This window comes from Microbulbifer celer, from assembly GCF_020991125.1.
In the GTDB taxonomy this organism is placed as follows: domain Bacteria; phylum Pseudomonadota; class Gammaproteobacteria; order Pseudomonadales; family Cellvibrionaceae; genus Microbulbifer; species Microbulbifer celer.
Window position 1 is genome coordinate 1,967,848 of sequence record NZ_CP087715.1, and the last position, 21,052, is coordinate 1,988,899.

Below are 21,052 nucleotides of genomic sequence, written 5' to 3' on the forward strand. Positions count from 1 at the left end.
TATTGATTTTTCAACGAACTTAACAGGATTAAGCCTTTAATGTAGAATTCGCCACCCGCCTCCAGCGGCCATCGATGTAAAACGGGCCCCGGTGGAGAGATTTTCCAGCCTGCACCAGGCAAAAGATCACTCCCGGACGCTCCTGAAGCTGTTGGTTTTACCCCACACACAAAGAGGGAATTATCCGTGCTTGAAGCCTATCGCAAACACGTCGCCGAGCGCGCCGAACAAGATATCCCACCCAAGCCCCTGAATGCCGAGCAGGTTGCCGGTCTGGTGGAACTGCTGAAAAACCCGCCCAAAGGTGAAGAGCAGGAAATACTCGACCTGATCACCAACCGCGTACCCCCGGGTGTGGATGAAGCGGCTTACGTTAAAGCCGGTTTCCTCACCGCCATCGTCAAGGGCGAAGCAGAATCCCCGCTGATCGACCGCGAACACGCCACCAAACTGCTGGGCAAAATGCTGGGCGGCTACAATATCGCCACCCTGGTAGAACTGTTGGACGACAAAGAACTGGCAGAACTCGCAGGCGAGCAGCTGAAAGGCACCCTGCTGATGTTTGACGCCTTCCACGACGTGGAAGAGAAAGCCAAAGCCGGCAACGAAGTCGCCAAGGACGTGATCCAGTCCTGGGCCGAAGGCGAATGGTTCACCAAGCGCGACAAAGTACCCGAGAGCATCAAGGTTGCGGTATTCAAGGTCACCGGCGAAACCAACACCGACGACCTGTCCCCGGCCCCGGATGCCTGGTCCCGCCCGGATATCCCACTGCACGCGCGCGCCATGTACAAAATGACCCGCGATGGCCTGGAGCCGGAAGAACACGGTGTCACCGGCCCGATGAAGCAGGTCGCTGAAGTGCAGGAAAAAGGTTACCCCGTTGCCTTCGTTGGCGACGTTGTGGGTACCGGTTCCTCCCGTAAATCCGCCACCAACTCCGTATTGTGGTTCTTCGGTGAAGAGCTGCCGGGCGTACCGAACAAGAAAGGCGGCGGCATCTGTATCGGTGGTAAAGTGGCCCCGATCTTCTACAACACCATGGAAGACGCCGGTGCACTGGTATTCGAAGCCCCGGTAGACGACCTGAACATGGGTGACATCATTGAGATCCGCCCCTATGAAGGCAAGATCCTGTCCGAAGACGGCAAGGTGATTTCCGAGTTTGAACTGAAATCCCAGGTACTCCTGGATGAAGTTCAGGCCGGTGGCCGTATCAATCTGATCGTTGGTCGCGGCCTCACCACCAAGGCCCGCGAATCTCTCGGCCTGCCAGCCTCCGACCTGTTCCGTCTGCCAGAGCAGCCGAACGACACCGGTAAGGGCTACACCCTGGCACAGAAGATGGTCGGTAAAGCCTGCGGCATGGACGGCGTCCGCCCGGGCACCTACTGCGAACCGAAGATGACAACCGTCGGTTCCCAGGACACCACCGGCCCGATGACCCGCGACGAGCTGAAAGACCTGGCGTGCCTCGGCTTCCAGGCCGACCTCACCATGCAATCCTTCTGTCACACCGCGGCTTACCCCAAGCCCGTGGACATCGACACCCAGCACACCCTGCCGGACTTCATCATGAACCGCGGCGGTGTTTCCCTGCGTCCGGGTGACGGCATCATCCACAGCTGGTTGAACCGCATGCTGCTGCCGGACACTGTCGGTACCGGTGGCGACTCCCACACCCGCTTCCCGATGGGCATCTCCTTCCCGGCCGGTTCCGGCCTGGTAGCGTTTGCTGCGGCCACCGGCGTGATGCCGCTGGATATGCCGGAGTCCGTGCTGGTGCGCTTCAAGGGCGAAATGCAGCCGGGCATCACCCTGCGTGACCTGGTACATGCAATCCCCTATTACGCGATCCAGGAAGGTCTGCTGACGGTCGAGAAGAAAGGCAAGAAGAACATCTTCTCCGGCCGCATTCTCGAGATCGAAGGTCTGGATCATCTGACCGTAGAGCAGGCGTTTGAACTGTCCGACGCCTCCGCCGAACGTTCGGCTGCCGGCTGCACCATCAAGCTGCCGGAAGAGTCCATCGCCGAATACCTGCGCTCCAACATCACCCTGTTGCGCTGGATGATCGCCGAAGGTTACGGTTCCCAACGCACCCTGGAGCGTCGCGCACGCGCCATGGAAGAGTGGCTGGAGAAACCGGAACTGATGAGCGCCGATGCCGACGCCGAGTACTCTGCGGTAATCGAAATCGACCTGGCGGAAATCAAAGAGCCGATCGTCTGCTGCCCGAACGATCCAGACGACGCAAAGCTGCTGTCCGACGTCGCTGGCGACAAGGTAGACGAAGTCTTCATCGGCTCCTGCATGACCAACATCGGTCACTTCCGTGCCGCCGGTAAACTGCTGCAGCAGCACAAAGGTGGCATCTCCACCCGTATGTGGATCTCTCCGCCTACCAAGATGGACGAGCACCAGCTGATGGAAGAAGGCTACTACAACATCTACGGCGCAGCCGGTGCCCGCACCGAAATGCCGGGATGCTCCCTGTGCATGGGTAACCAGGCACGAGTAGCCCCCAACAGCACCGTGCTGTCCACCTCCACCCGAAACTTCCCGAACCGCCTGGGTGACGGTGCCAACGTGTACCTGACGTCTGCGGAGCTGGCTTCTGTGGGCGCAATTCTGGGCAAACTGCCAACCCCGGCGGAGTACCAGAAGTACGCGGAAAACCTGAACTCCATGTCTGCGGAAATCTACCGCTACCTGAACTTCGACCAGATTGAAGACTTCCAGAAATCTGCCGAAGAAGGCAAGCGTATCGCCGCTACTGAGATTCAGGATGTTGCGGTTTAAGTAGCCGACTGACGCTCAGTAAAAAGCCCCGCTCTAACCGGCGGGGCTTTTTTGTGCCTGAAAACCTTTCAAGCCCCTTTTCCACAAAACCGCAGGTACGGGACTCGTATACGGCTGAGGCAAACGGCTGCCTCCGTTCGCTGCAGTGGCGCTGGCTGTATCAGCCGCCGGCAGCACACAGCTGGGCGATATAGCCTGCATGTGTGGGCAGGTCCGCCGCCAGCTGGTGATTGCGCTCCCGCCGGCGCGACATTTCCGCGCGCAACGCAGATTCCGGAATCCGGTCCACCAGGGGGTCGTAGCGGCGGGGATAGAGGCCGAGACCGAGAAACATGGTTCGCCAGCTCGGCTCCCGGTAGGATTCCTCCGCCTGCAAGGCGGTCTGCCCGCAGGCCTGGAATAGCTGAATTTTGTGCTGCAGTGCCTCCGGCAATTCCATATTGCGGCAGTAGCGCCACCACGCCGAATCTTCCCGGCGGTTGATGCAGTAATGCAGTATCAGAAAATCGCGGATACGCTCGAACTCCAGACGGCCGACGCGATTGTATTCGGCACTGATCGCCGGGTCGAAGTTTCTGTCCGGAAACATTTCAACCAACCGAGCCAACCCCGTTTGAATAAGCTGTATCCCGGTGGCCTCCAGCGGCTCGAGGAATCCCGCGGAAAGGCCGATGGCGATGCAGTTCTTCTCCCAGAAAATCTCGCGGATGCCCGTAGTGAATTTCAGTAGCCGAGGCTCTGCGGTCAGTGCGCCGTGCAGGTTGCTGCGCAGTGTCTTCTCGGCATTGTCGTCAGAGATAAAATCGCTGCAGTAGACGTAGCCGTTGCCGGTGCGCTGCTGTAGGGGAATCCGCCACTGCCAGCCGGCGTCGAGCGCGGTGGCCGTGGTACAGGCACCGAAACTGTCCTCCCGCTCACTGGGCGCCGCAATGGCCCTGTTGCACGGTAGCCAGCGGCTCCAGTCCTCAAACCCCACTCCCAACGCGTCGCCCAGCAGCAGGCTGCGGAATCCGGAACAATCGATAAACAGGTCCGCCTGCAGGCTCTCACCGCTGTCCAGCCTGAGAGACTGGATAAACCCGTTTTCCGCATCCAGCTCCACATCCACAACCCGCCCCTCGCGGCGGTGTACACCGCGGGCCTCGGCATACTCGCGCAGGTATTGCGCATAGAGCGCCGCATCGAAATGGTAAGAGTAACTGTACGCCGGCAGCCCCGGCACCGCCGCAGTAGGCGGCGGCGCGAAGTGGCCCATGTCGGCCAGGACCTGGGAGAAGCTGTAGTCATCTATGGGTGTGTCGTCGCCCAGACTCCGCAGCTTCAGCCAGTGGTGATGGGGAGAAATACCCTCAATATATTCGCCGTAGTCACCGAATGCGTGGAAGAACCGGTTGCCCAGGTGCCCCCAGTCCCGAAATTCAATTCCCAGCTTGAAGCTGCCACCAGTGCGACGAATGAAATCCCGCTCGTCGATGCCCAGCATGGCATTGAAATCGCGCATGATCGGTACGGAACCCTCCCCCACGCCTACAGTTCCCAACTGCTCCGATTCCACCAGCGTGATCTGGATATCGAGCCGGTGCAACAGGCGTGTCAACGCGGCGGCGGACATCCATCCGGCGCTGCCGCCACCGACAATCACAAGGCTGCGAATAGAATTTTGCATGGAATTCCCGACGTCTCACGAACTGGATACAAAAAAATCCGGCCCATTACGGGCCGGAAAAATGACGGATCAAAAAGAACCGGACGAGAGATTAAAAGCTGTAGCGCGTGACAAATGCGATACGGCGGTCGGTATCCGTCCAACTGTACTGGGCTGCCTGCGGGTGCTCTCCGTTCACTTCCAGTTCTGTGCGCGTATTCAGAAGGTTGGTGGCCTGCAGGCCGAACTTCAGGTTATCGGTCGCGTTGTAGAACAGCGAGGCATCTAACTGGCCGTAGTCATTGAACCAAACCGGGCGGTTGAGAACGGCCGCAGAAGTCGTGAGCAGGTAGCGCTCGCGCCAGTTGTAAGCCAGGCGCGCGGAAACATCGTATTTCTCATACATCAGCGCCAGGTTGTAGCTCTTCCTGGACATTCCCTCAATGGGCAGGCTGTCGTCGTTGGCCCCCTCTCCCTGGGCCTCGTCGAACGGGTTCAAGGCCGTGTTGATTCCGCCCTGGTTATCCACGAAGGTAAAGTTCGCCTGCATACCCAGACCGTCGAAAGGGCTTGGCAGCATATCGTAGAACTGCTGGTAGGCTAGCTCAAAGCCCGCCAGCTGGCCGCTCGCCGCATTGGTCTGGCGAGTGACATCGAACTCGAACGTCTGGTCGCCGTAGGTGTAGCTCTCCACGTTGGTGCGCAGGGCGACATAGTCCTGAATATCCTTGTAGAACGCAGCAAACGTCAGACTGCCGCTCTCTGTGAAGTACCACTCGACACTCGTGTCGAACTGATCGGCGGTCGTGGCCTTCAGGTCCGGCGCACCGGCCGTCGCTCGCCCCTGGGTACCGATCAGGTTGGGATTGAAGACGCTATCGTGGAAATCGAATGTGATATTGGTGTAGGGGCGCGTCTGGGCAAAGCCGGGGCGCACCATGCCGCGAGAGAGACCGAAGCGCAGTTGCACGTCATCCTGCAGCATGAAGCGCAGGTTCATACTCGGCAGAACATTTACATAGTCGTTGGTAAAGTCCTTGTATCCGCCCATTTCGGCCATATAAGCATCCACGAACGCCATGGCACCGGCGCATTCTTCCGTGAGCGCACCCGTTCCCTCTGCCACCTTGCAGGAGTCGCTGATTCCGCCGGCCACGGAGCGGCCAGAGGCCGTGGTCTTGGTTTCCACCACACGCAGCCCCAGGTTGCCATCAAAAGGCACACCGAAGATCTCGCCGTCGTCATCGCCGAAATGCACACTGGTGTACAGTGCCAGGGTCTGCTCATTCTGGCTGTTGATGCCGGCACTGACGTTGTCACCATTCGGGTTCTCGTCATAACCCTGCGGCAGCATAAGCGGTGCCCAGCCCCAGAACTGGCCGTTGTTGGCCACCATGCTCTCGAAGTGTTCATAGGCTCCGGTATTGCTGCTGACCAGAGACTGGGTGGGGAGCCATCCCTGGGTAGGCACCGTGACATCACCGCGCATGAAGTCGTCAAAGGTGTAGAGTTCACTCTGGTCCGCCGCGGAGCTATGCAGGAAGGCGGTATTCTCCGGACTGTTGTTCAGCCAGTACTGGTTTGACAACAGCGACCAGTTCCAACCGGTCTGGCGGGTGATGGCATCCTTGTCCGTGGCGCGGGCGCCGAAGCGGAATCTCTTCAGGAAGCTGTTGTCATCGAACAGATACTCGGCATCCAGACGGCCGGCGAGAGACTCGGCCTCGCTGTTCTCAAGGTGATCCATAGCCGCTGCCCACCAATACTGGTCCTGCTGGCCGAGACGCTCCTGGTCCGATACCGCGATGTGGGGGTTGTCGCCGCTCAGATCGAAATCCACATCCGGGAAATTCCCGTTTCCATCCGCCGCCAACTGGGTGTAGGCAGCCATCTGCTCCACCTTGCTACGGGACTTCACATACTGGAGATCACCGCTCAAGGCCCAACCCGACACCGGGGAATACTCGAATCCCAGTGAGTAGTCGCCGACATCGCTTTCGCGCTTGCCGTAGCGGGTGTTGTAATTCATGGTCGCGCCGTGGAGGGTACCGCGTTGCAGGACGCCGTCAGCATCGTACTGGTAGTCGCCACTGTCCGGGGTCAGGTTGCCCCCCTCAGGCGCGAAGATCTCTACACCGCGATCCACGTCCTGCGGGTTGGCCTCCGCGTAGAACGCCTGGGCGGTAAACGTCAGGTCGTCGTCAGGGGCCCACTGGAAAACACCGTTATAGGAATTGCGATCCTGTTCCCAGTCGATGCGACGGACCCCAAGATTGGTAGGCAGGTAAACATCACTGCCATCGGACCCGGCATGGGTTTCGTAGCGGCCGGACTGGATTGCGTCGGTGCGGTTGCCGATTTCCGCAACACTGGCGGAGAAGAGAAAGCCGACTTCGCCCTGCCCCACGTCCCAGCGGTCGCTGTAGAGACCACTGCCGGAAGCAAAGCCCTCGCCATAAAGGTCGGCGTAATTGTAATCCGCGGAGAAGGCCAGCAGGCGCTCATTCTGCTCCAGGGGCAGGCGGGTGCGCAGATTGACGGTGCCACCCAAGCCACCCTCTACCTGATCTGCGGTGGGGTTTTTGTACACATCGACACCGGCGAGGAGGTCCGCGGAAACGTCCTCGAAGCCCAGGGTGCGGCCGTTGGCGGCGGAAAAGATGTCACGGCCATTCAGCTCGGTGCGCACCCACCCCAGGCCACGCACGAAGACACCGCCGCCCTCGGCGGCGAGGCGCGCCGGGTCCCGGTTGGCATTGGTGCGCTGCAGCTGCACGCCAGGCACCCGCTGCAGGGCTTCGGATACAGAACGATCCGGCAGCGCGCCGATATCCACAGCACTGATGGCATCCACCACCTGCTCGGCGTCTCGCTTGATTGCCTGTGCGGAAAGAATGCTGGCACGCTGGCCAGTGACCACGATTTCTTCCAGCGCCGCATCATATTCAGACACCGCTTCTTCGCCTTCTTGAGCGAACGAAGGGGTAGCGACTCCCACTGCCATCAGTGAAATTCCCGACGCCATCCGGATACATTGCGGAAGCTTCTTTCCGGCAAACACCCCAAAACCTTTATTGTTATCACTCATTGTCTTTCTCCCATCACGGGTTATTGTTGCTTTCCTCGCAGGGGCCACCTGGCCACGCGCTCCGCAACTTTGCTCCCGCAGCAGCCGGAGAGTCGCCTCACTTCCCCCGGGATGTGGAACTTGGGCGAATCCGGGGGGCTCACTTCCCGCGCTGCGCAAAGTGGGCCCTACATTCAGGGTTTGCCACCCTGCCCCAATGCGGGAAAAAGCACTCAGTCACAGCGTTCTCCGGATTGTCTTTGACCGGTGCATCATCCCTTATCCATACCCTGCGACACACCGGGCATCATGACGCTATGACACCTGTCACTCCGAACATCTGGCTGCGTTCAGCTGTAAGCACAAACGATTTCTCCGATGTTCGGAGTTGTCAATACAATGGGTTTTCTGAAAGGGAGATCTGCCATCCAGATATTTCGAAAGTAAAAGGCAGGTGCCGAGAAACTTCACGGGTAGGCACTGTCGGGCGGGCACCTCTGTGCCCGCTAACACTCAGCTAAAATGGCTTTAACGGGGCTGATACTCGATACAGTCGTAATAGTCCCAGGCTGTATTCCCCTTGTACTGACCGGGGAAATGCAGGCCCTAAGCGGAGCTGTACCCCCAACTGAAATTATCTTTGAGGTAGCCGCCCTGCGCCGAGGCGCCCGCGCTAAAAAACAATGCGAGCTGCAGTGATTTTTTGCCTACCAGCAATATATTGCCGGCAAACGCTCTAACACCTTTATTTTTATCATTCATTTTCGCTATTCCACCCAGGCACCCCGGGTTATTGTTGTTGCTTTACGCTCGGGCCACCAGGCCACACGCTCCACAACCCTGCTCCCGCGGCAGCGGGGAGTCGCCCCACTTTCTCGGGGATGTGCAACCTGGGCGAATCCGGCGGCCTCACTTCCTGCACCGCGCAAAGTGCACCTCCAACAGGGGTCTCCAGCTTGCCCAATGCGAAGGCGCTCGGCACCTGTCTCGGCGGATAGTTTTTGACCGGGGTATTATCCATACCTATACTGCAGCCAAAATAATGATCAAAACGGCACCAGGCCAGAAAAACATACAACTGCGACGATGAAAGAATACATTTTTAATATTCACGATCTGACCCTGATCATGACCGTGGCGGAATGCCTGTTGCTATGTGTATTCCAGCAGGCACTGCCCATTCGCGACCGCAACTACGGTCGACTACTTAGCCTCTTCCTGCTGACAGTCGCTACCGCAGCCGCCTGCACCCTGCTCTTATGGAATGATCAGTTCAGGCCATCTTCACCACTCGGCCAGACGCTGCAGCCCTATCTGCTGTTTACGACCCTGATGCTGAAAGGGCCGGCCTTCTATTTGTTTGTATCAGCCCTAACCAAGCATGACTTGCGCCTCCAGCGCCGCCACGCACTGCATCTGACACCTGCGCTGCTGATGGCAATACTCATCTTTGCGTTCGGCCTGAGCAGCGACGACCTGCGTTACGTGCGCACCGGTGCAGAAGCTCTTCCCATTGGGCTGGTGGACCGGGTCTGGGATCTCGCCAAACTGGTCCCGCTGGCCTATGCCCTGGCCGCCGTTCTGATGTTGAGGCGTTACCGCGGTGAACTGGAAGACGAGTACTCCCACTTCTCCACCACCGAGTTGTCCTGGTTGAATATATTGACCTACGGCGTACTGATCAGCTGGAGCTGGAGCCTGCTGGTGCACCTGCTGGGTTATCGCATACCCGCCTCAACGGCAGACATGCTGGGAATTATCGATAATTACACCACCTGTATTTTGGTGAATGCCTTCTTCGCGTACAGCCTGAGTTACGCCCACCAGCTGCTTGCTACACGCCCACAGCCTAGCCGCGAAAGCAGCGAGGAGAAACCGCCGGAGAGCGCCGTCGCGAGGGTGCGTCAAGCAATGGAAACGGAGAAAATTTATCTGAAGAAAAACCTGAGCCTGGATATTTTCTCCAAGTCAATCCAGCTCTCACCAAGGGTGGTCTCCTCGGTGGTCAATAAGCACTTCGGCACCAACTTCTTTGAATTTATCAACACTTACCGGGTGGAAGAAGCCAAAGCGCTGCTCGCGGACGCAAGCAGAGCAGAAATGACGATAATGGACATACTGCTGGAATGCGGCTTCAATAGTAAATCGGCGTTCAACCGCTTCTTTAGCCGGCTAACCGGTATGTCGCCCAGGGAATACCGAAAACAAGCGCTGGAGAAAAGCCAGCTGGCAACGGCATCATGATCCCTCCCAACCAGTTAATTGAGCAGAAGAGGCTCACGCCCTCAGATTGATCGGGCCAGGCAGAGTTCCACACCCACAGGCCTTCTCCGCCCGGGCACGAACAGTAATGCCCCGGCCCGGACAGGAAAGAATAGTGGTCAGAAAGTTAACTCTAACGGCGAGACAGTGTCGACCCCCGGGCATCCAGCCCCGCAAGGATGGCTTTCATCTCATCAGCCTCTTCCCGGATCTTTTTTTCCTTGGCCGCGGCAAGCTTGGCTTTTTCCGCTTCAATGCCCGCCTTGATTGCCCGCTCTCGCGCGGCGCTTCCGGTGCGGCCCGTGGCCAGCTTTTCCTTGACCGGCTTCGGTTTGCTGGAAGCGCTCCGAGTTCCGGATTTCTCGGCTGCTTTGGCGGTGCCGGAACTGGGTTTGCGCTTGGCTTTCGGGGCCAATGCGGTTTTGGTGGTACCGGGCTTTACGGTTTTGATGCCGGCGAGGCTTTTGCCGTTGTAGGCATCCAGCGCCTCTTCGAGCAGCTCCTGCATCTCCAGGCGATCTTCTGCCACGGCAAACAAGCTCGCGGAGAAGGCCTCTTTGCCGAATACTTTCAACTCCTTGTAGAACGGATGATCGATGCCGAGTGCAAGCGCATCCTGAAACTGCTGCAGACGCTCTTCCGGGGTTACCCCCTCGCGGGCACTACCCACCCATACATCATCAGTCTCTTTATTTACAAGGGTGAAAACGATCATAGTTCCTCAGTCAACTTCACAGAGATCAAAATGAATTGCCAGTTCACACTTATCTGAATGGCCAGGAGGCCGCGCATTCTAATGATTAAAAAGTAAATGTGCAGACTTGACTTGCTCGACGTTCACAATCATTTCCGTAAAATGCCCGCCCACGCTTCAGGTTACCCATTTTTCCGCTAAGAGTACGATGACACTCCCCTACTTCCTCGGCTGCCCTCAGTGGCAACATCCCAGCTGGAACAGGTTGCTACCGGCCGGCAATACGCCGCTCGCGCGCTACAGTCAGGTTTTTAACTGTGTAGAGGGCAATACCACTTTCTACGCAACGCCAACCCAGGCCCAGTGTCGGCAATGGCGTACGCAGGTGTCAGATGACTTCCGGTTTCTGCTCAAGTTTCCCCGGGCCATCACCCACGATCAGCTGTTGGCGGTCACGTTGGGTGAAGTCAGGGCCTTCCTTGAGGTTATCGCACCGCTAGAAGATGTACTGGGGCCATTTTTACTGCAGCTTCCCGCTGCATTTGGACCACAACACCTGGACGCGCTTTGGCGGTTTATCGACAACTTGCCGGCACCGTTGAACTGTGCGGTCGAAGTACGTCACCCGGCGTTCTTCACGAAAGGGGAAGAGGAACGGACACTGAATCGTGGGCTGCGAGCGCGTAACACCGCGCGGGTGTGCATGGATAGCCGCGCGCTGTTCGCCGCGCCAGCGGCAAGTGAAGCCATTCGCGACGCCCAGCGCAAGAAACCAAAGGTCCCGGTGCACCTGCTACCGGTGGAAGCGCCGCAGGTGGTCCGCTTTATCGGTCATTCCGAGTTGGAAACCAACCGTCAGTACCTCGCGCCGTGGGTAGATCGTGTTTCAAGCTGGATCGAAAGTGGGTATGTACCCTACGTATTCATCCATATGCCGGACAACGGCGACGCCGTGTCACTGGCACAGGTCTGGCAGTCCATGCTGCTGGAAAAGCTGCCCGGCGCAGGTGCGCTCGCGCTGGACACCCAACGTCCCCAGATGGGGCTGTTCTGAGTCGTCCGATAAGAGCCCTCTGCCCGGTAAGAGCTCTCAGCCCAGTAAGATAGGTCCAGCCCCGAGAGGGTCTTAGAAGGTATAGGTCACAGCCGCAAACCCTTTGAATACCTGACGGTCGTCGACAATCGGACTATCGGCAATATTGTCATCCAGATATTCTGCGCCCACATCCAGAATCACACGCCAGTGTTCTGTCAACTCCAGCATACCGCCAATACCAATTGCAAAATTGGTGCTACTGCCTACGTCGTAAGCAGGCCGGCTTACCCGGGCACCCGACACCGGCACGCCAAAGTCGTAATTGGCAAGGTCGCTGCTCAACCATTTCACACCCACCGACGGCGCCCAGCGAAAGTTTCCCGTATTGAAGCCGCGCGAAACCCGGAATTCCGCGGTTCCACCACCGACCCGGTCCAGAACGTCGTGCTGATAGCGGAAGTCCACATCAATGCCACTGGGGCCATCGTATACCAGGCCAATCCCGGCCATTAATGTGTTGTGGCGGTCACCTAACCCGGATAATGCTGCACTATCATCTTCCTCGTAGGCACCTACCCGGTAAGTGGCATTCAGCGCAAGCCGCAACCTGTCGCTGCCCAGAAGACCATAGCGCACCGTAGGGCCCAACCACTGCAGACGTTCTCCCAGGTAGGTAATTGCGGGGATGACTTGGGTGACCGTGGAATCAGAGCCCTGATAGGGACTGCTCTGGACGATGACGCCAAGCCCGACACCCCACTGCCCCATTTCTCCCAGGACGTCATACAGCGTGACCTCCAACTCCCGGTCCTCTCCCGCTTTCAGGGGGAAACTGGCTCGCCGAAAGCTCGGCGGCCCTTTTGGACGGTAGTTATTGGAGATGCCAATCGGCTCCTTGGGAATGCCGACGAAGGTCCTGTCCAATGCGCCACTTTCGTTTTCGTCGACATACGCAAGCACTGCGATTTGCCCCGTGGGAACACCGCGGATCCGGTAGCGCCCGTCTTCCACAATCGTATGGCGTGTCTCCAGCATCGGGTTGCGAAAGTCACCAAAACTACTGGCATCGCGATAGACCTGTAAAACCAGCACACCTTGCTGCGGCGCATTAGCGAGACGCACAGATATAGATTCCGCCAATGCAAGTGGTGCCTCGAACATCAGTACCAGCAGAAAACTCGCGCGAATGAATGTCATGGGGGCTCCGGTTAGCAACATCTCGATTGATTACGATTTGTATACGACATTTCCAGCAGTCCAGATCAACCCGACCGTTGTTAAAACGTAGAAACCATAGATGATGAGAAACCCGTCACGATGCCGTAAACCGTTGCCACTACATGTATATGCATGCTAAAAACGCACTATGAAAGAGTCAACCAGTTCATCAATGCAAGCCGACAACCTAGAGCGCGTTGTCAAACCACAGGTGGAACCCTGCCTCGCGCTACACCTGCGTAAGGCCAACCGGGTGCTTACCCAGCTGTATGACCACGATATGGCGGAGCATGGAATCAAGATCACCCAGTTTGCGATTCTACGCGCGATCCATTTTCTGGGAGAAACCACCAACCGAGGCCTGCAGGACGTTCTGGTACTGGACCAGACCACACTCTCCCGCAACCTCAAACCCCTGTTGCGCGATGGCTACCTGGAGACGCTGCCGGGAGCGGATCGGCGGGAAAAGCGCCTGCAGCTGTCATCAAGTGGTCGGCGACTTTACCAACAAGCCTGCAAGAGCTGGGCACGCACTCAGGGCGCGCTCAAGTCCCTACTGGGTAATGAATTAACGGATCAGTTACTCGCTGTCGGTGAGGCCGTGGTAGCGCTTAAAGAGTCGGCGGAATAACGGGGCTACCTGCTTTTCACAGATCAATCAGATACGGACTCCCATTGATCGATCTCAAGACGGATCTTACGAACAAATACATGCATATACATACTTCTAACCCAGGCAAAGAAAGGAAACACCCATGATCACAGGAAATGACCAACACACACCCATGCAGCTATTTACTCACCCGCTGGTGCACAACCCGTTAAAGGTCGAGCTGGTGCTGTACTGCATTGCCGAGGAATCCCCGGAACTCGCTCCGCAAATCCTTCGGATTGAGCGCCGGCAAATCGCACTGGAACAGATGGAACAACGACAACCCCAATATCTCGATATCAATCCGAATGGTCGTCTTCCATCTCTCATCCACGGCGAGCTGACGCTGTGGGAATCCAATGCTATCGCTCAGTACCTGGCAAATATCTTCGACTCCCAGTTGTGGCCGCAAGATCCAGGGCAGCAGGCGAGTGTACTCCGCTGGTGTCACTGGGAGTCCAGTTGCTGGAATCCTGTCGTTGGGCCAATTCTGTTGAACCAGTTCTACCTGCCGTTCTGGGGCATGCAGGGAGATACAGAGCGGCTGGATAAAGCGCGAAAAAAATTTGCCGGCGTCGCCAAGATCCTCGACAACCAGTTACAGAAAACGCTCTACCTCACGGGAAAAGCACCCACCTTGGCGGACCTGTGTATCGGCGCTGCCTTGCTGCACACTGATCGCGCAAAGCTGGATTTAACCCCCTTCCCCGCTTTGCACTACTGGTATCAACGGCTGGCCGTGCACGCCTGGTGGCAGACCACCCGCTCGCAAGTGGCCGATTTTCAGCGCCGCGTTGCGGTCAAATCAGAAGCAAATGGGGTGAACGCCTAGACCGATACAGGAACGTATTAACGGTCCAGGTTCATCACCTTGTTCCATGCGTCGACAAAGTCATTGATGAAAGTCTCCTCTGCATCTTCGGTGGCGTAGTATTCCGCCACCGCACGGAGCTCGGAATTGGAGCCGAAGATCAGGTCAACGGGCGTCGCGGTCCATTTCACTTCGCCACTTTTACGATCCTTACCTTCATAAACGCCTTCCCCGGCAGAAGACTTGGCCCATTCTGTATCCATGCTCAGCAGGTTGATGAAAAAGTCATTGGTGAGGGTTCCGGGCTTATCCGTGAAAACGCCACGCCGGGAGTTGCCCGTATTGGCGCCGAGCGCGCGCATACCACCGACGAGTACTGTCATTTCAGGGACGGTCAGGGTCAGGAGGTCTGCGCGGTCAATCAGCATTTTTGTTGGAGAAACGGAATTGTCTTTGCCGTAGTAATTACGGAAGCCATCCGCACGCGGTTCAAGCCAGGAAAATGATTCGACATCGGTCATTTCCTGGGTTGCATCGGTCCGGCCGGGCTTGAAAGGTACTTGCACATTGTGGCCGGCTTTCTTGGCCGCCTGCTCGATAGCTGCGTTACCGGCCAGCACAATGGTATCGGCCAATGACACTTTCTTGCCGCCAGAAAGCCCACTGTTAAATTTATTCCGGATTGTTTCCAGCTGTCCCAGCACCTTATTCAGCTCCTGGGGGTCGTTCACCGGCCAGTCCTTCTGCGGTTCCAAACGGATACGCGCACCATTCGCGCCACCGCGCATGTCCGATCCCCTGAAGGTGGAAGCGGAAGCCCAGGCTGTGCGCACTAACTCGGGCACAGAGAGGCCGGAAGCCAGGATTTCAGCCTTGAGCTGCTCCACGTCCCCATCATCCAGTAACTTGAAATCTACCGCGGGAATCGGGTCCTGCCAGAGCAGATCCTCTTTCGGAACCTCCGGTCCGAGGTAACGGGCTTTCGGCCCCATATCCCGGTGCGTCAGTTTGAACCAGGCCCTCGCAAACGCATCTTCCAACTCCTTCGGGTTTTTGTGAAACCGCTCGGCGATCTTGCGATAGGCAGGATCTTCTTTGAGCGCCAAGTCTGTTGTCAGCATGATCGGGGCGTGGCGCTTCCCTTCAATATGTGCATCCGGCACCATATTGGCAGCATTCGGATCGGTGGGAATCCACAGGGTCGCACCTGCCGGGCTCTTGGTTTGCTTCCATTCGAACTTGAAAAGGTTATCCAGGAAATTGTGGCTCCACTGTGCTGGCGTAATCGTCCACGCGCCTTCGAGCCCGCTGGTGAATGTATCCTCGGCGTTGCCCTTGCCGCATTTGTTTTTCCAACCAAACCCCTGCTGCTCGATAGGCGCTGCAGCGGGCTCTTTGCCCACACAATCCGCCTTGACGGCACCGTGGGTTTTACCGAATGCGTGGCCACCGGCAATCAGGGCGACAGTTTCTTCATCGTTCATCGCCATGCGACCGAAAGAGAGCCGAATTTTTTCCGCGGCAGATTTTGGATCATGGTTGCTACCCGGCCCCTCCGGGTTCACATAGATAAGCCCCATCACCGTGGCCGCCAGCTGGCGATCAAGCTTTTTCCCTTTAAAGCGCTTTTCATAGTCCAGCATCTGGGTTTCCGGCCCCCAATAGACCTTTTCCGGCTCCCAGTCGTCCTGCCGCCCACCGGCGAAGCCAAACGTTTTGAACCCCATGGATTCCAGCGACACATTGCCAGTCAGAATCATCAGGTCCGCCCAGGAAAGCGATTTGCCATACTTCTGTTTAATGGGCCACAGCAGCCGACGCGCCTTATCCAGGCTGACGTTATCCGGCCAGCTGTTGAGAGGATCAAAACGCTGCTGCCCACCGCCGGCACCACCGCGGCCGTCCCCTACCCGGTAGGTACCAGCAGCATGCCACGCCATGCGAATCATCAATGGACCATAATGGCCATAATCCGCCGGCCACCAGTCCTGAGAAGTGGTCAGTACCTGCTCAATATCCTTCTTGACCGCGTTGAGGTCCAGACTGTTGAACGCCTTGGCGTAATCAAAGTCATCCTGCATGGGGTTGGAGGATTTACCGTGGTCCCGCAGCGGCGAAAGATCCAGTTGGTCTGGCCACCAGAACTGATTCGATTTCGGCTCATTGGGTACACTCCCGGACTGTGCACTGGCCAGCCCCGAGAACGTGACCGTAGAAATGGCAAATGCCACTACGGTACACAGCGGTAGCATTTTTTTAATCATGGGTTTTCCTCCAGCAGGGAAATACTTTACTGGCATTGACTATAGAATTTTCTGCTGGCAACGAAGAGATGGGAAAAGAAACCAGACGCCTAATCAATAGGTGCTGGCGGCGGGTGCTACCCTCCGCTTAAAACCCTACCATTCAGCTATCAAGATGATAGTGATCGGCAATCAAAAGCACTGGAGAGACGCCAAATTATTTTGAGACGATGACGTGAGAAACTGGCTGCACGCTCCTTGTGTATGCTCACATAATCAATTTTTGGTCGGTATTTTGTGAATTCACCCGTAATATTTGTAAAAAGGTTTATCTCCGCTCCCAAAACCAGACTGGCGCTTTCCGTGTTGCTGCACCCTGCCGTAACGGCGCAGACACCTGACTCTCCGGCTCCTCTCCGTGTCGAGGCAACTATCGCCCAACGTCAGCCATTGATTGAAGAAGTACCGGTAGCCGGCACGATTCACCCGCTACAACAGGCGCTACTATCCACCGAAGTTTCCGGGCTGGTGGAAACAATTCGCGCCGATATCGGGCATCGAGTTAAAAAAGGTGCATTGCTGCTGGTACTCGACCCAGAGCTCAATAGCATCAGTCGCGATGCCGCGCTGGCAGAGGTCGCACAGGCGCGAGAGGCACTGGCTGACAGCCGGCGACGATACCGTGAACTGCAATCACTCGTCAGCGACCAGCATATTGCCGAGACCGAGGTGGAAAGCCTCGCGTCCGAAGTGCGTATTAGAGACGCAGAGCTACAGGCCGCGCAGGTGGAGGCGGAAAGGCAGGCCGCCCTGTTGCGCAGACACCGGATCAAAGCGCCCTTTTCCGGCACCATCAGTCAACGTCACGTGGATGTGGGCGAATGGGTAGATCCCGGAACAGCACTGTTCGAGCTGGTAGCCGCTGATGACCTGCGCGCAGACTTCCAGGTGCCACAACGCTATTTCGCGCGCATCCAGACGGATACCGCCATTCGGGTCAAGCTGGATGATGGCACCACACTGAACACCCGGGTAGAACACAAGGTCCCGGTCAGCCGCGACAGCGGCAGAACGTTTCTACTGCGCACGGTAATCACAGGTAAAAGCGATCAGACAACGGAACTGATCCCAGGAATGTCAGCCACGGCCGTACTCCAATTGCAAAATGACCGGCACGGAGTCGCCCTGCCCCGAGACGCCGTATTGCGCTATCCCGATGGCCGAGTGACCGTGTGGATCGCAGAACCGGATAGCCGGTGGGGGGAGCCCGCCAAAGTTGTAGAGCAACAGGTCACTACCGGGCTCAGCTTTAACGGACTGATTGAAATCAAAACCGGCGTCGAGGAGGGACAGCAAGTGATAGTGCGCGGCAATGAAAGCCTGCAACCGGACCAGACCGTGTTGCTCCAGAGGGCCAGGCACTGATCATGTTCGAGCAGATCGTCCGCCACGGTATTCTGGTGACTGTTACGGTACTGATTATCACAATTCTCGGACTCGTCGCTGCATTCCGGGTACCGGTACAGATGATCCCCGATCTGGAAGTACGAACTATTTCCATTCGCACCAGCTGGCCCGGTGCCACCCCACAGGATATCGAGAAGGAAATCCTGATCGAACAGGAGGAGTACCTGCGCAATATCCCCTATTTGCAGGAGATGCAATCCACCGCCGATCTGGGCAGTGCAGAAATTGAGCTCGAGTTCCCGTTTGGGGTCGACATCACGGAAACCCAGATCCGGGTCAACAATGCGCTCACTCAGGTTCCCTCTTACCCCGTCAATGTAGACGAACCCGCGGTATACGCGACTTCGTTTTCCTCCAACGCCTTTATGTACTACCGCGTCTCTCCATTGCCGGGCAATCCCCGCGGGCTCGACATGGATATGATGCGCGACTATGTCGAAGACAATGTGCGGCCGCGCATGTCGGGGGTACCGGGCGTAGCCCAGGTCGATGTGTATGGCGGTGCAGAGCGACAGATCCAGATTCTATTGAAGCCCGAATTGCTCGCGCAATGGGATCTCAGTATTTCACAGGTTCGCCAGGTCATCAGCGAACGCAATCGAGACATTTCCGGCGGCGAAGTGGAAAGTGGCAAACGACGCTATCTACTGCGTACCCTGGGTCGTTTCCGCGACCTGGAGGAGTTGCGTTCACTGATTCTCCGCCGCGACGGTGACAGTATCACCCGGCTCGGAGATGTTGCTGAGGTTAAGCTGGATCACTTCAAAGTCCGCAGCAACTCCTATGTCAACGGCCGGCCAGTCATCAGCCTGTCGGTACGACGGGAAAGTGGCTCCAACGTCATTGATATAAAACGCGCGATGGTAAAAGAAGTCGAGCGACTGAACCGTGAAATGCTGGAAAGCGAAGGCATGGTAATGGAGTTGACCGCAGACGACGTCGGCTACGTGGAAGCTTCAGTGTTTAATGTGTGGAAGAACCTGTTGATCGGCGCGCTGCTCGCCACTGCGATCATGTACTGGTTTTTGCGTTCATTTCGCGCCACGGCGCTCGGCGTGGTGGGAATTCCGATCTGTACCATCGCCGCGTTTATCGGACTCCTGATTGCCGGTCGTACCATCAATGTAATCTCGCTGGCCGGGGTGGCCTTCGCTATCGGCATGACCCTGGACAACAGTATCGTGGTGCTTGAGAGCATTGAATTGGAACGTCGACGCGGGCTCGACCGTGTTCAGGCGGCAATCAGTGGTGTCAGAAAAGTCTGGCCGGCAGTGCTTGCCTCAACCCTCACTACCGTTATGGTGTTCCTGCCGGTGGTCTTTATTGCCGAGGAAGCCGGCCAACTCTATTCCGATATTGCGATAGCCGTTTCCGCCTCGATTCTGGTTTCCATGCTGGTGGCCATTACCGTCATACCCACTGCCAGCGCCCGGCTCAAGTTTGATGGCACCTCCAGCACGGCCATTGAAAACAGTCGATTGCGCAACAGTGTGGTTGGCCGGATCCATTGGCTATTGTCCACCCCCACGCGAAGGATCGCCTGCATCGCAACCGCCGCCGTGGCGAGCTCGTTGATCGTTATATTACTCACACCCCCCGCAGAATATTTACCGGAGGGGGAAGAAGCCAAGACCTTCGCCACCATGAACGCGCCACCGGGCTACAACCTGGACACGATGGAAGAGATCGCCAGCGAGCTGGAGGATTACTTTCTGCCATTTGTCGAAGCCGATCCCGAGGCTTTCGAATCGGGAAAGGCGGAGGTACCGGCAATAAAATATCTCAATATGCGGGTCACGCCCCAGAGTCTACGGATCATTTCCGAAACCAAAGACCCACGGCATATCGATGCGTTGATGAAAGCGATCGTGCGTCAATATGAAAGCTATCCGGGTATGCGCGCCTTCGCCACCCGCGGTTCCATTATCAGCAGCAATGACGGCGGCACCCGCAGTGTGAATCTGGATATTTCCGGGTCGAACCTCGCCGACCTGTATCAAGTGGCGCGCACGGCCTATTCCCGTGCAGAAACAATCTTTGACAACCCGAATATCCAGACCCGCCCTTCCAGCCTGTCACTATCGCAACCCTTGCTGGAGGTGATCCCCGATTGGGATCGCGCCGAGGAAGTCGGGATGCGAGCAGAGGACATCGGTTTTACCGTCGCTGCCCTCACTGACGGTGCCTTCGTCAATGAGTTCTTTATGGACGATGACAAAATCGATATCTACCTCTACAACGAAAATGGGTCCGAAGCCTCTGTAGAAATGCTGGAACAGATCTTCGTATACACCCCCACCGGTGCAGTATTGCCACTGTCAGATGTGGCAACAATCAAAGAAACGGTAGACACCGCCACTGTCCGCCGTATTGATGGCCGCCGCACCGTTACCCTCAACATCATTCCGCCGCGCTCCGTAGCATTGGAAACCGGCGTGGAAAAAGTTAAGAAGGAGCTGGTTCAGCATCTCAAGGATCAGGGGCAGGTTCCCCTCGGCGTCTCCATGAATATCTCCGGTGCTGCCGACCAACTGGACGCGACCCGCGCCTCGCTGAGCAGCAACTATCTTATTGCGCTGGCGATCATCTACCTGTTGATGGTTGCGATTTTTTCACACTGGGGGTATCCCCTGTTGATCATGACCACCATACCTCTGGGTATCGCCGGCGGCATTGCCGGGTTGGCGTTACTCAACTTCGCAGGCGCAATCATGCGCTCCGTGGGGCTGGAGGGCGTACACCAGCCCTTCGATATGATATCAATGCTGGGTTTCCTGATCCTGATGGGAACGGTAGTCAACAACCCCATCCTGATCGTGCACCGGGCAATCAGCAATGTACAAGAAGAGGCAATGAATGCGATAGAGGCTGTACAGGAAGCGGTGGACTCCCGCCTGCGCCCCATCGCCATTTCCACTATCACCACAATCTGCGGCCTCGCACCGCTGGTGTTTTTACCCGGCGCTGGGACCGAGCTATATCGGGGCGTCGGTGTTATCGTGATGGCCGGTATTATCGGTGCAGCGCTCGTAACCCTCACGGTATTACCATCTCTAACAGTGTTTGTACTTAATTGGCGCCATAGTCCCAGTGCGCCTGAACAACAATCCAAGCGACAGACAGAACAGGGGTAAGGGCCGCAAGGTTACAATCAC

The 21,052-nt window shown here is 57.1% G+C and carries 13 protein-coding genes; 7 read left to right on the top strand and 6 right to left on the bottom strand.

Annotation, left to right across the window (positions count from 1 at the left end; all coding sequences use genetic code 11):
* The first annotated feature begins 186 nt into the window (after nt 1-186).
* On the top strand, nt 187-2,802 hold the full coding sequence (gene acnB, locus LPW13_RS08265; RefSeq protein ID WP_230438958.1) for a bifunctional aconitate hydratase 2/2-methylisocitrate dehydratase: 2,616 nt from the start codon (nt 187-189) through the stop codon (nt 2,800-2,802).
* Nucleotides 2,803-2,962: 160 nt separating this feature from the next.
* Here the strand turns inward: acnB and LPW13_RS08270 are convergent, their stop codons facing one another.
* The 3 genes from LPW13_RS08270 to LPW13_RS08280 all read right to left on the bottom strand — a co-directional run bounded on the left by LPW13_RS08270 (nt 2,963) and on the right by LPW13_RS08280 (nt 8,276).
* Nucleotides 2,963-4,468 carry a tryptophan halogenase family protein gene (locus tag LPW13_RS08270; RefSeq protein WP_230438959.1) on the bottom strand — a complete coding sequence of 502 codons (1,506 nt, stop codon included), beginning with the start codon at nt 4,466-4,468 and terminating at the stop codon, nt 2,963-2,965.
* 91 nt (nt 4,469-4,559) lie between these two features.
* Nucleotides 4,560-7,535, bottom strand: coding sequence for a TonB-dependent receptor (locus LPW13_RS08275; RefSeq protein ID WP_230438960.1), 2,976 nt, complete (start codon nt 7,533-7,535; stop codon nt 4,560-4,562).
* A 585-nt stretch (nt 7,536-8,120) separates the two neighbouring features.
* Entirely contained in the window at nt 8,121-8,276 is a 156-nt protein-coding gene (locus LPW13_RS08280; RefSeq protein WP_230438961.1) for a hypothetical protein, read from the bottom strand.
* Between the two features lie 324 nt (nt 8,277-8,600).
* Between LPW13_RS08280 and LPW13_RS08285 the strand changes: the two genes are divergently transcribed.
* A complete protein-coding gene (locus LPW13_RS08285; RefSeq protein ID WP_230438962.1) occupies nt 8,601-9,758 on the top strand; it encodes an AraC family transcriptional regulator in 1,158 nt (385 codons plus the stop codon).
* Nucleotides 9,759-9,909: 151 nt separating this feature from the next.
* Here LPW13_RS08285 and LPW13_RS08290 read toward each other — a convergent pair whose 3' ends face one another.
* Nucleotides 9,910-10,491 carry a GIY-YIG nuclease family protein gene (locus LPW13_RS08290; RefSeq protein ID WP_230438963.1) on the bottom strand — a complete coding sequence of 194 codons (582 nt, stop codon included), beginning with the start codon at nt 10,489-10,491 and terminating at the stop codon, nt 9,910-9,912.
* Between the two features lie 187 nt (nt 10,492-10,678).
* Here LPW13_RS08290 and LPW13_RS08295 point away from each other — a divergent pair, with 187 nt between their 5' ends.
* Complete coding sequence (locus LPW13_RS08295; protein WP_230438964.1) at nt 10,679-11,524, top strand: DUF72 domain-containing protein; 846 nt, start codon at nt 10,679-10,681, stop codon at nt 11,522-11,524.
* A 72-nt stretch (nt 11,525-11,596) separates the two neighbouring features.
* Here LPW13_RS08295 and LPW13_RS08300 read toward each other — a convergent pair whose 3' ends face one another.
* Complete coding sequence (locus LPW13_RS08300; protein WP_230438965.1) at nt 11,597-12,703, bottom strand: MipA/OmpV family protein; 1,107 nt, start codon at nt 12,701-12,703, stop codon at nt 11,597-11,599.
* Nucleotides 12,704-12,896: 193 nt separating this feature from the next.
* Here LPW13_RS08300 and LPW13_RS08305 point away from each other — a divergent pair, with 193 nt between their 5' ends.
* A complete protein-coding gene (locus LPW13_RS08305; protein WP_230438966.1) occupies nt 12,897-13,355 on the top strand; it encodes a MarR family winged helix-turn-helix transcriptional regulator in 459 nt (152 codons plus the stop codon).
* 124 nt (nt 13,356-13,479) lie between these two features.
* Complete coding sequence (locus LPW13_RS08310) at nt 13,480-14,208, top strand: glutathione S-transferase family protein (protein WP_230438967.1); 729 nt, start codon at nt 13,480-13,482, stop codon at nt 14,206-14,208.
* A 17-nt stretch (nt 14,209-14,225) separates the two neighbouring features.
* On the opposite strand, the gene katG is transcribed toward LPW13_RS08310, so the two are convergent.
* Nucleotides 14,226-16,451 (bottom strand): catalase/peroxidase HPI, encoded by a 2,226-nt coding sequence (gene katG / locus LPW13_RS08315; protein WP_230438968.1) that lies wholly within the window; start codon nt 16,449-16,451, stop codon nt 14,226-14,228.
* Between the two features lie 342 nt (nt 16,452-16,793).
* Between katG and LPW13_RS08320 the strand changes: the two genes are divergently transcribed.
* Nucleotides 16,794-17,855: an efflux RND transporter periplasmic adaptor subunit gene (locus LPW13_RS08320; protein ID WP_230438969.1), complete on the top strand. Its 1,062-nt coding sequence runs from the start codon at nt 16,794-16,796 to the stop codon at nt 17,853-17,855.
* Nucleotides 17,856-17,857: 2 nt separating this feature from the next.
* A complete protein-coding gene (locus LPW13_RS08325) occupies nt 17,858-21,031 on the top strand; it encodes an efflux RND transporter permease subunit (RefSeq protein ID WP_230438970.1) in 3,174 nt (1,057 codons plus the stop codon).
* Nucleotides 21,032-21,052 lie beyond the last annotated feature (21 nt).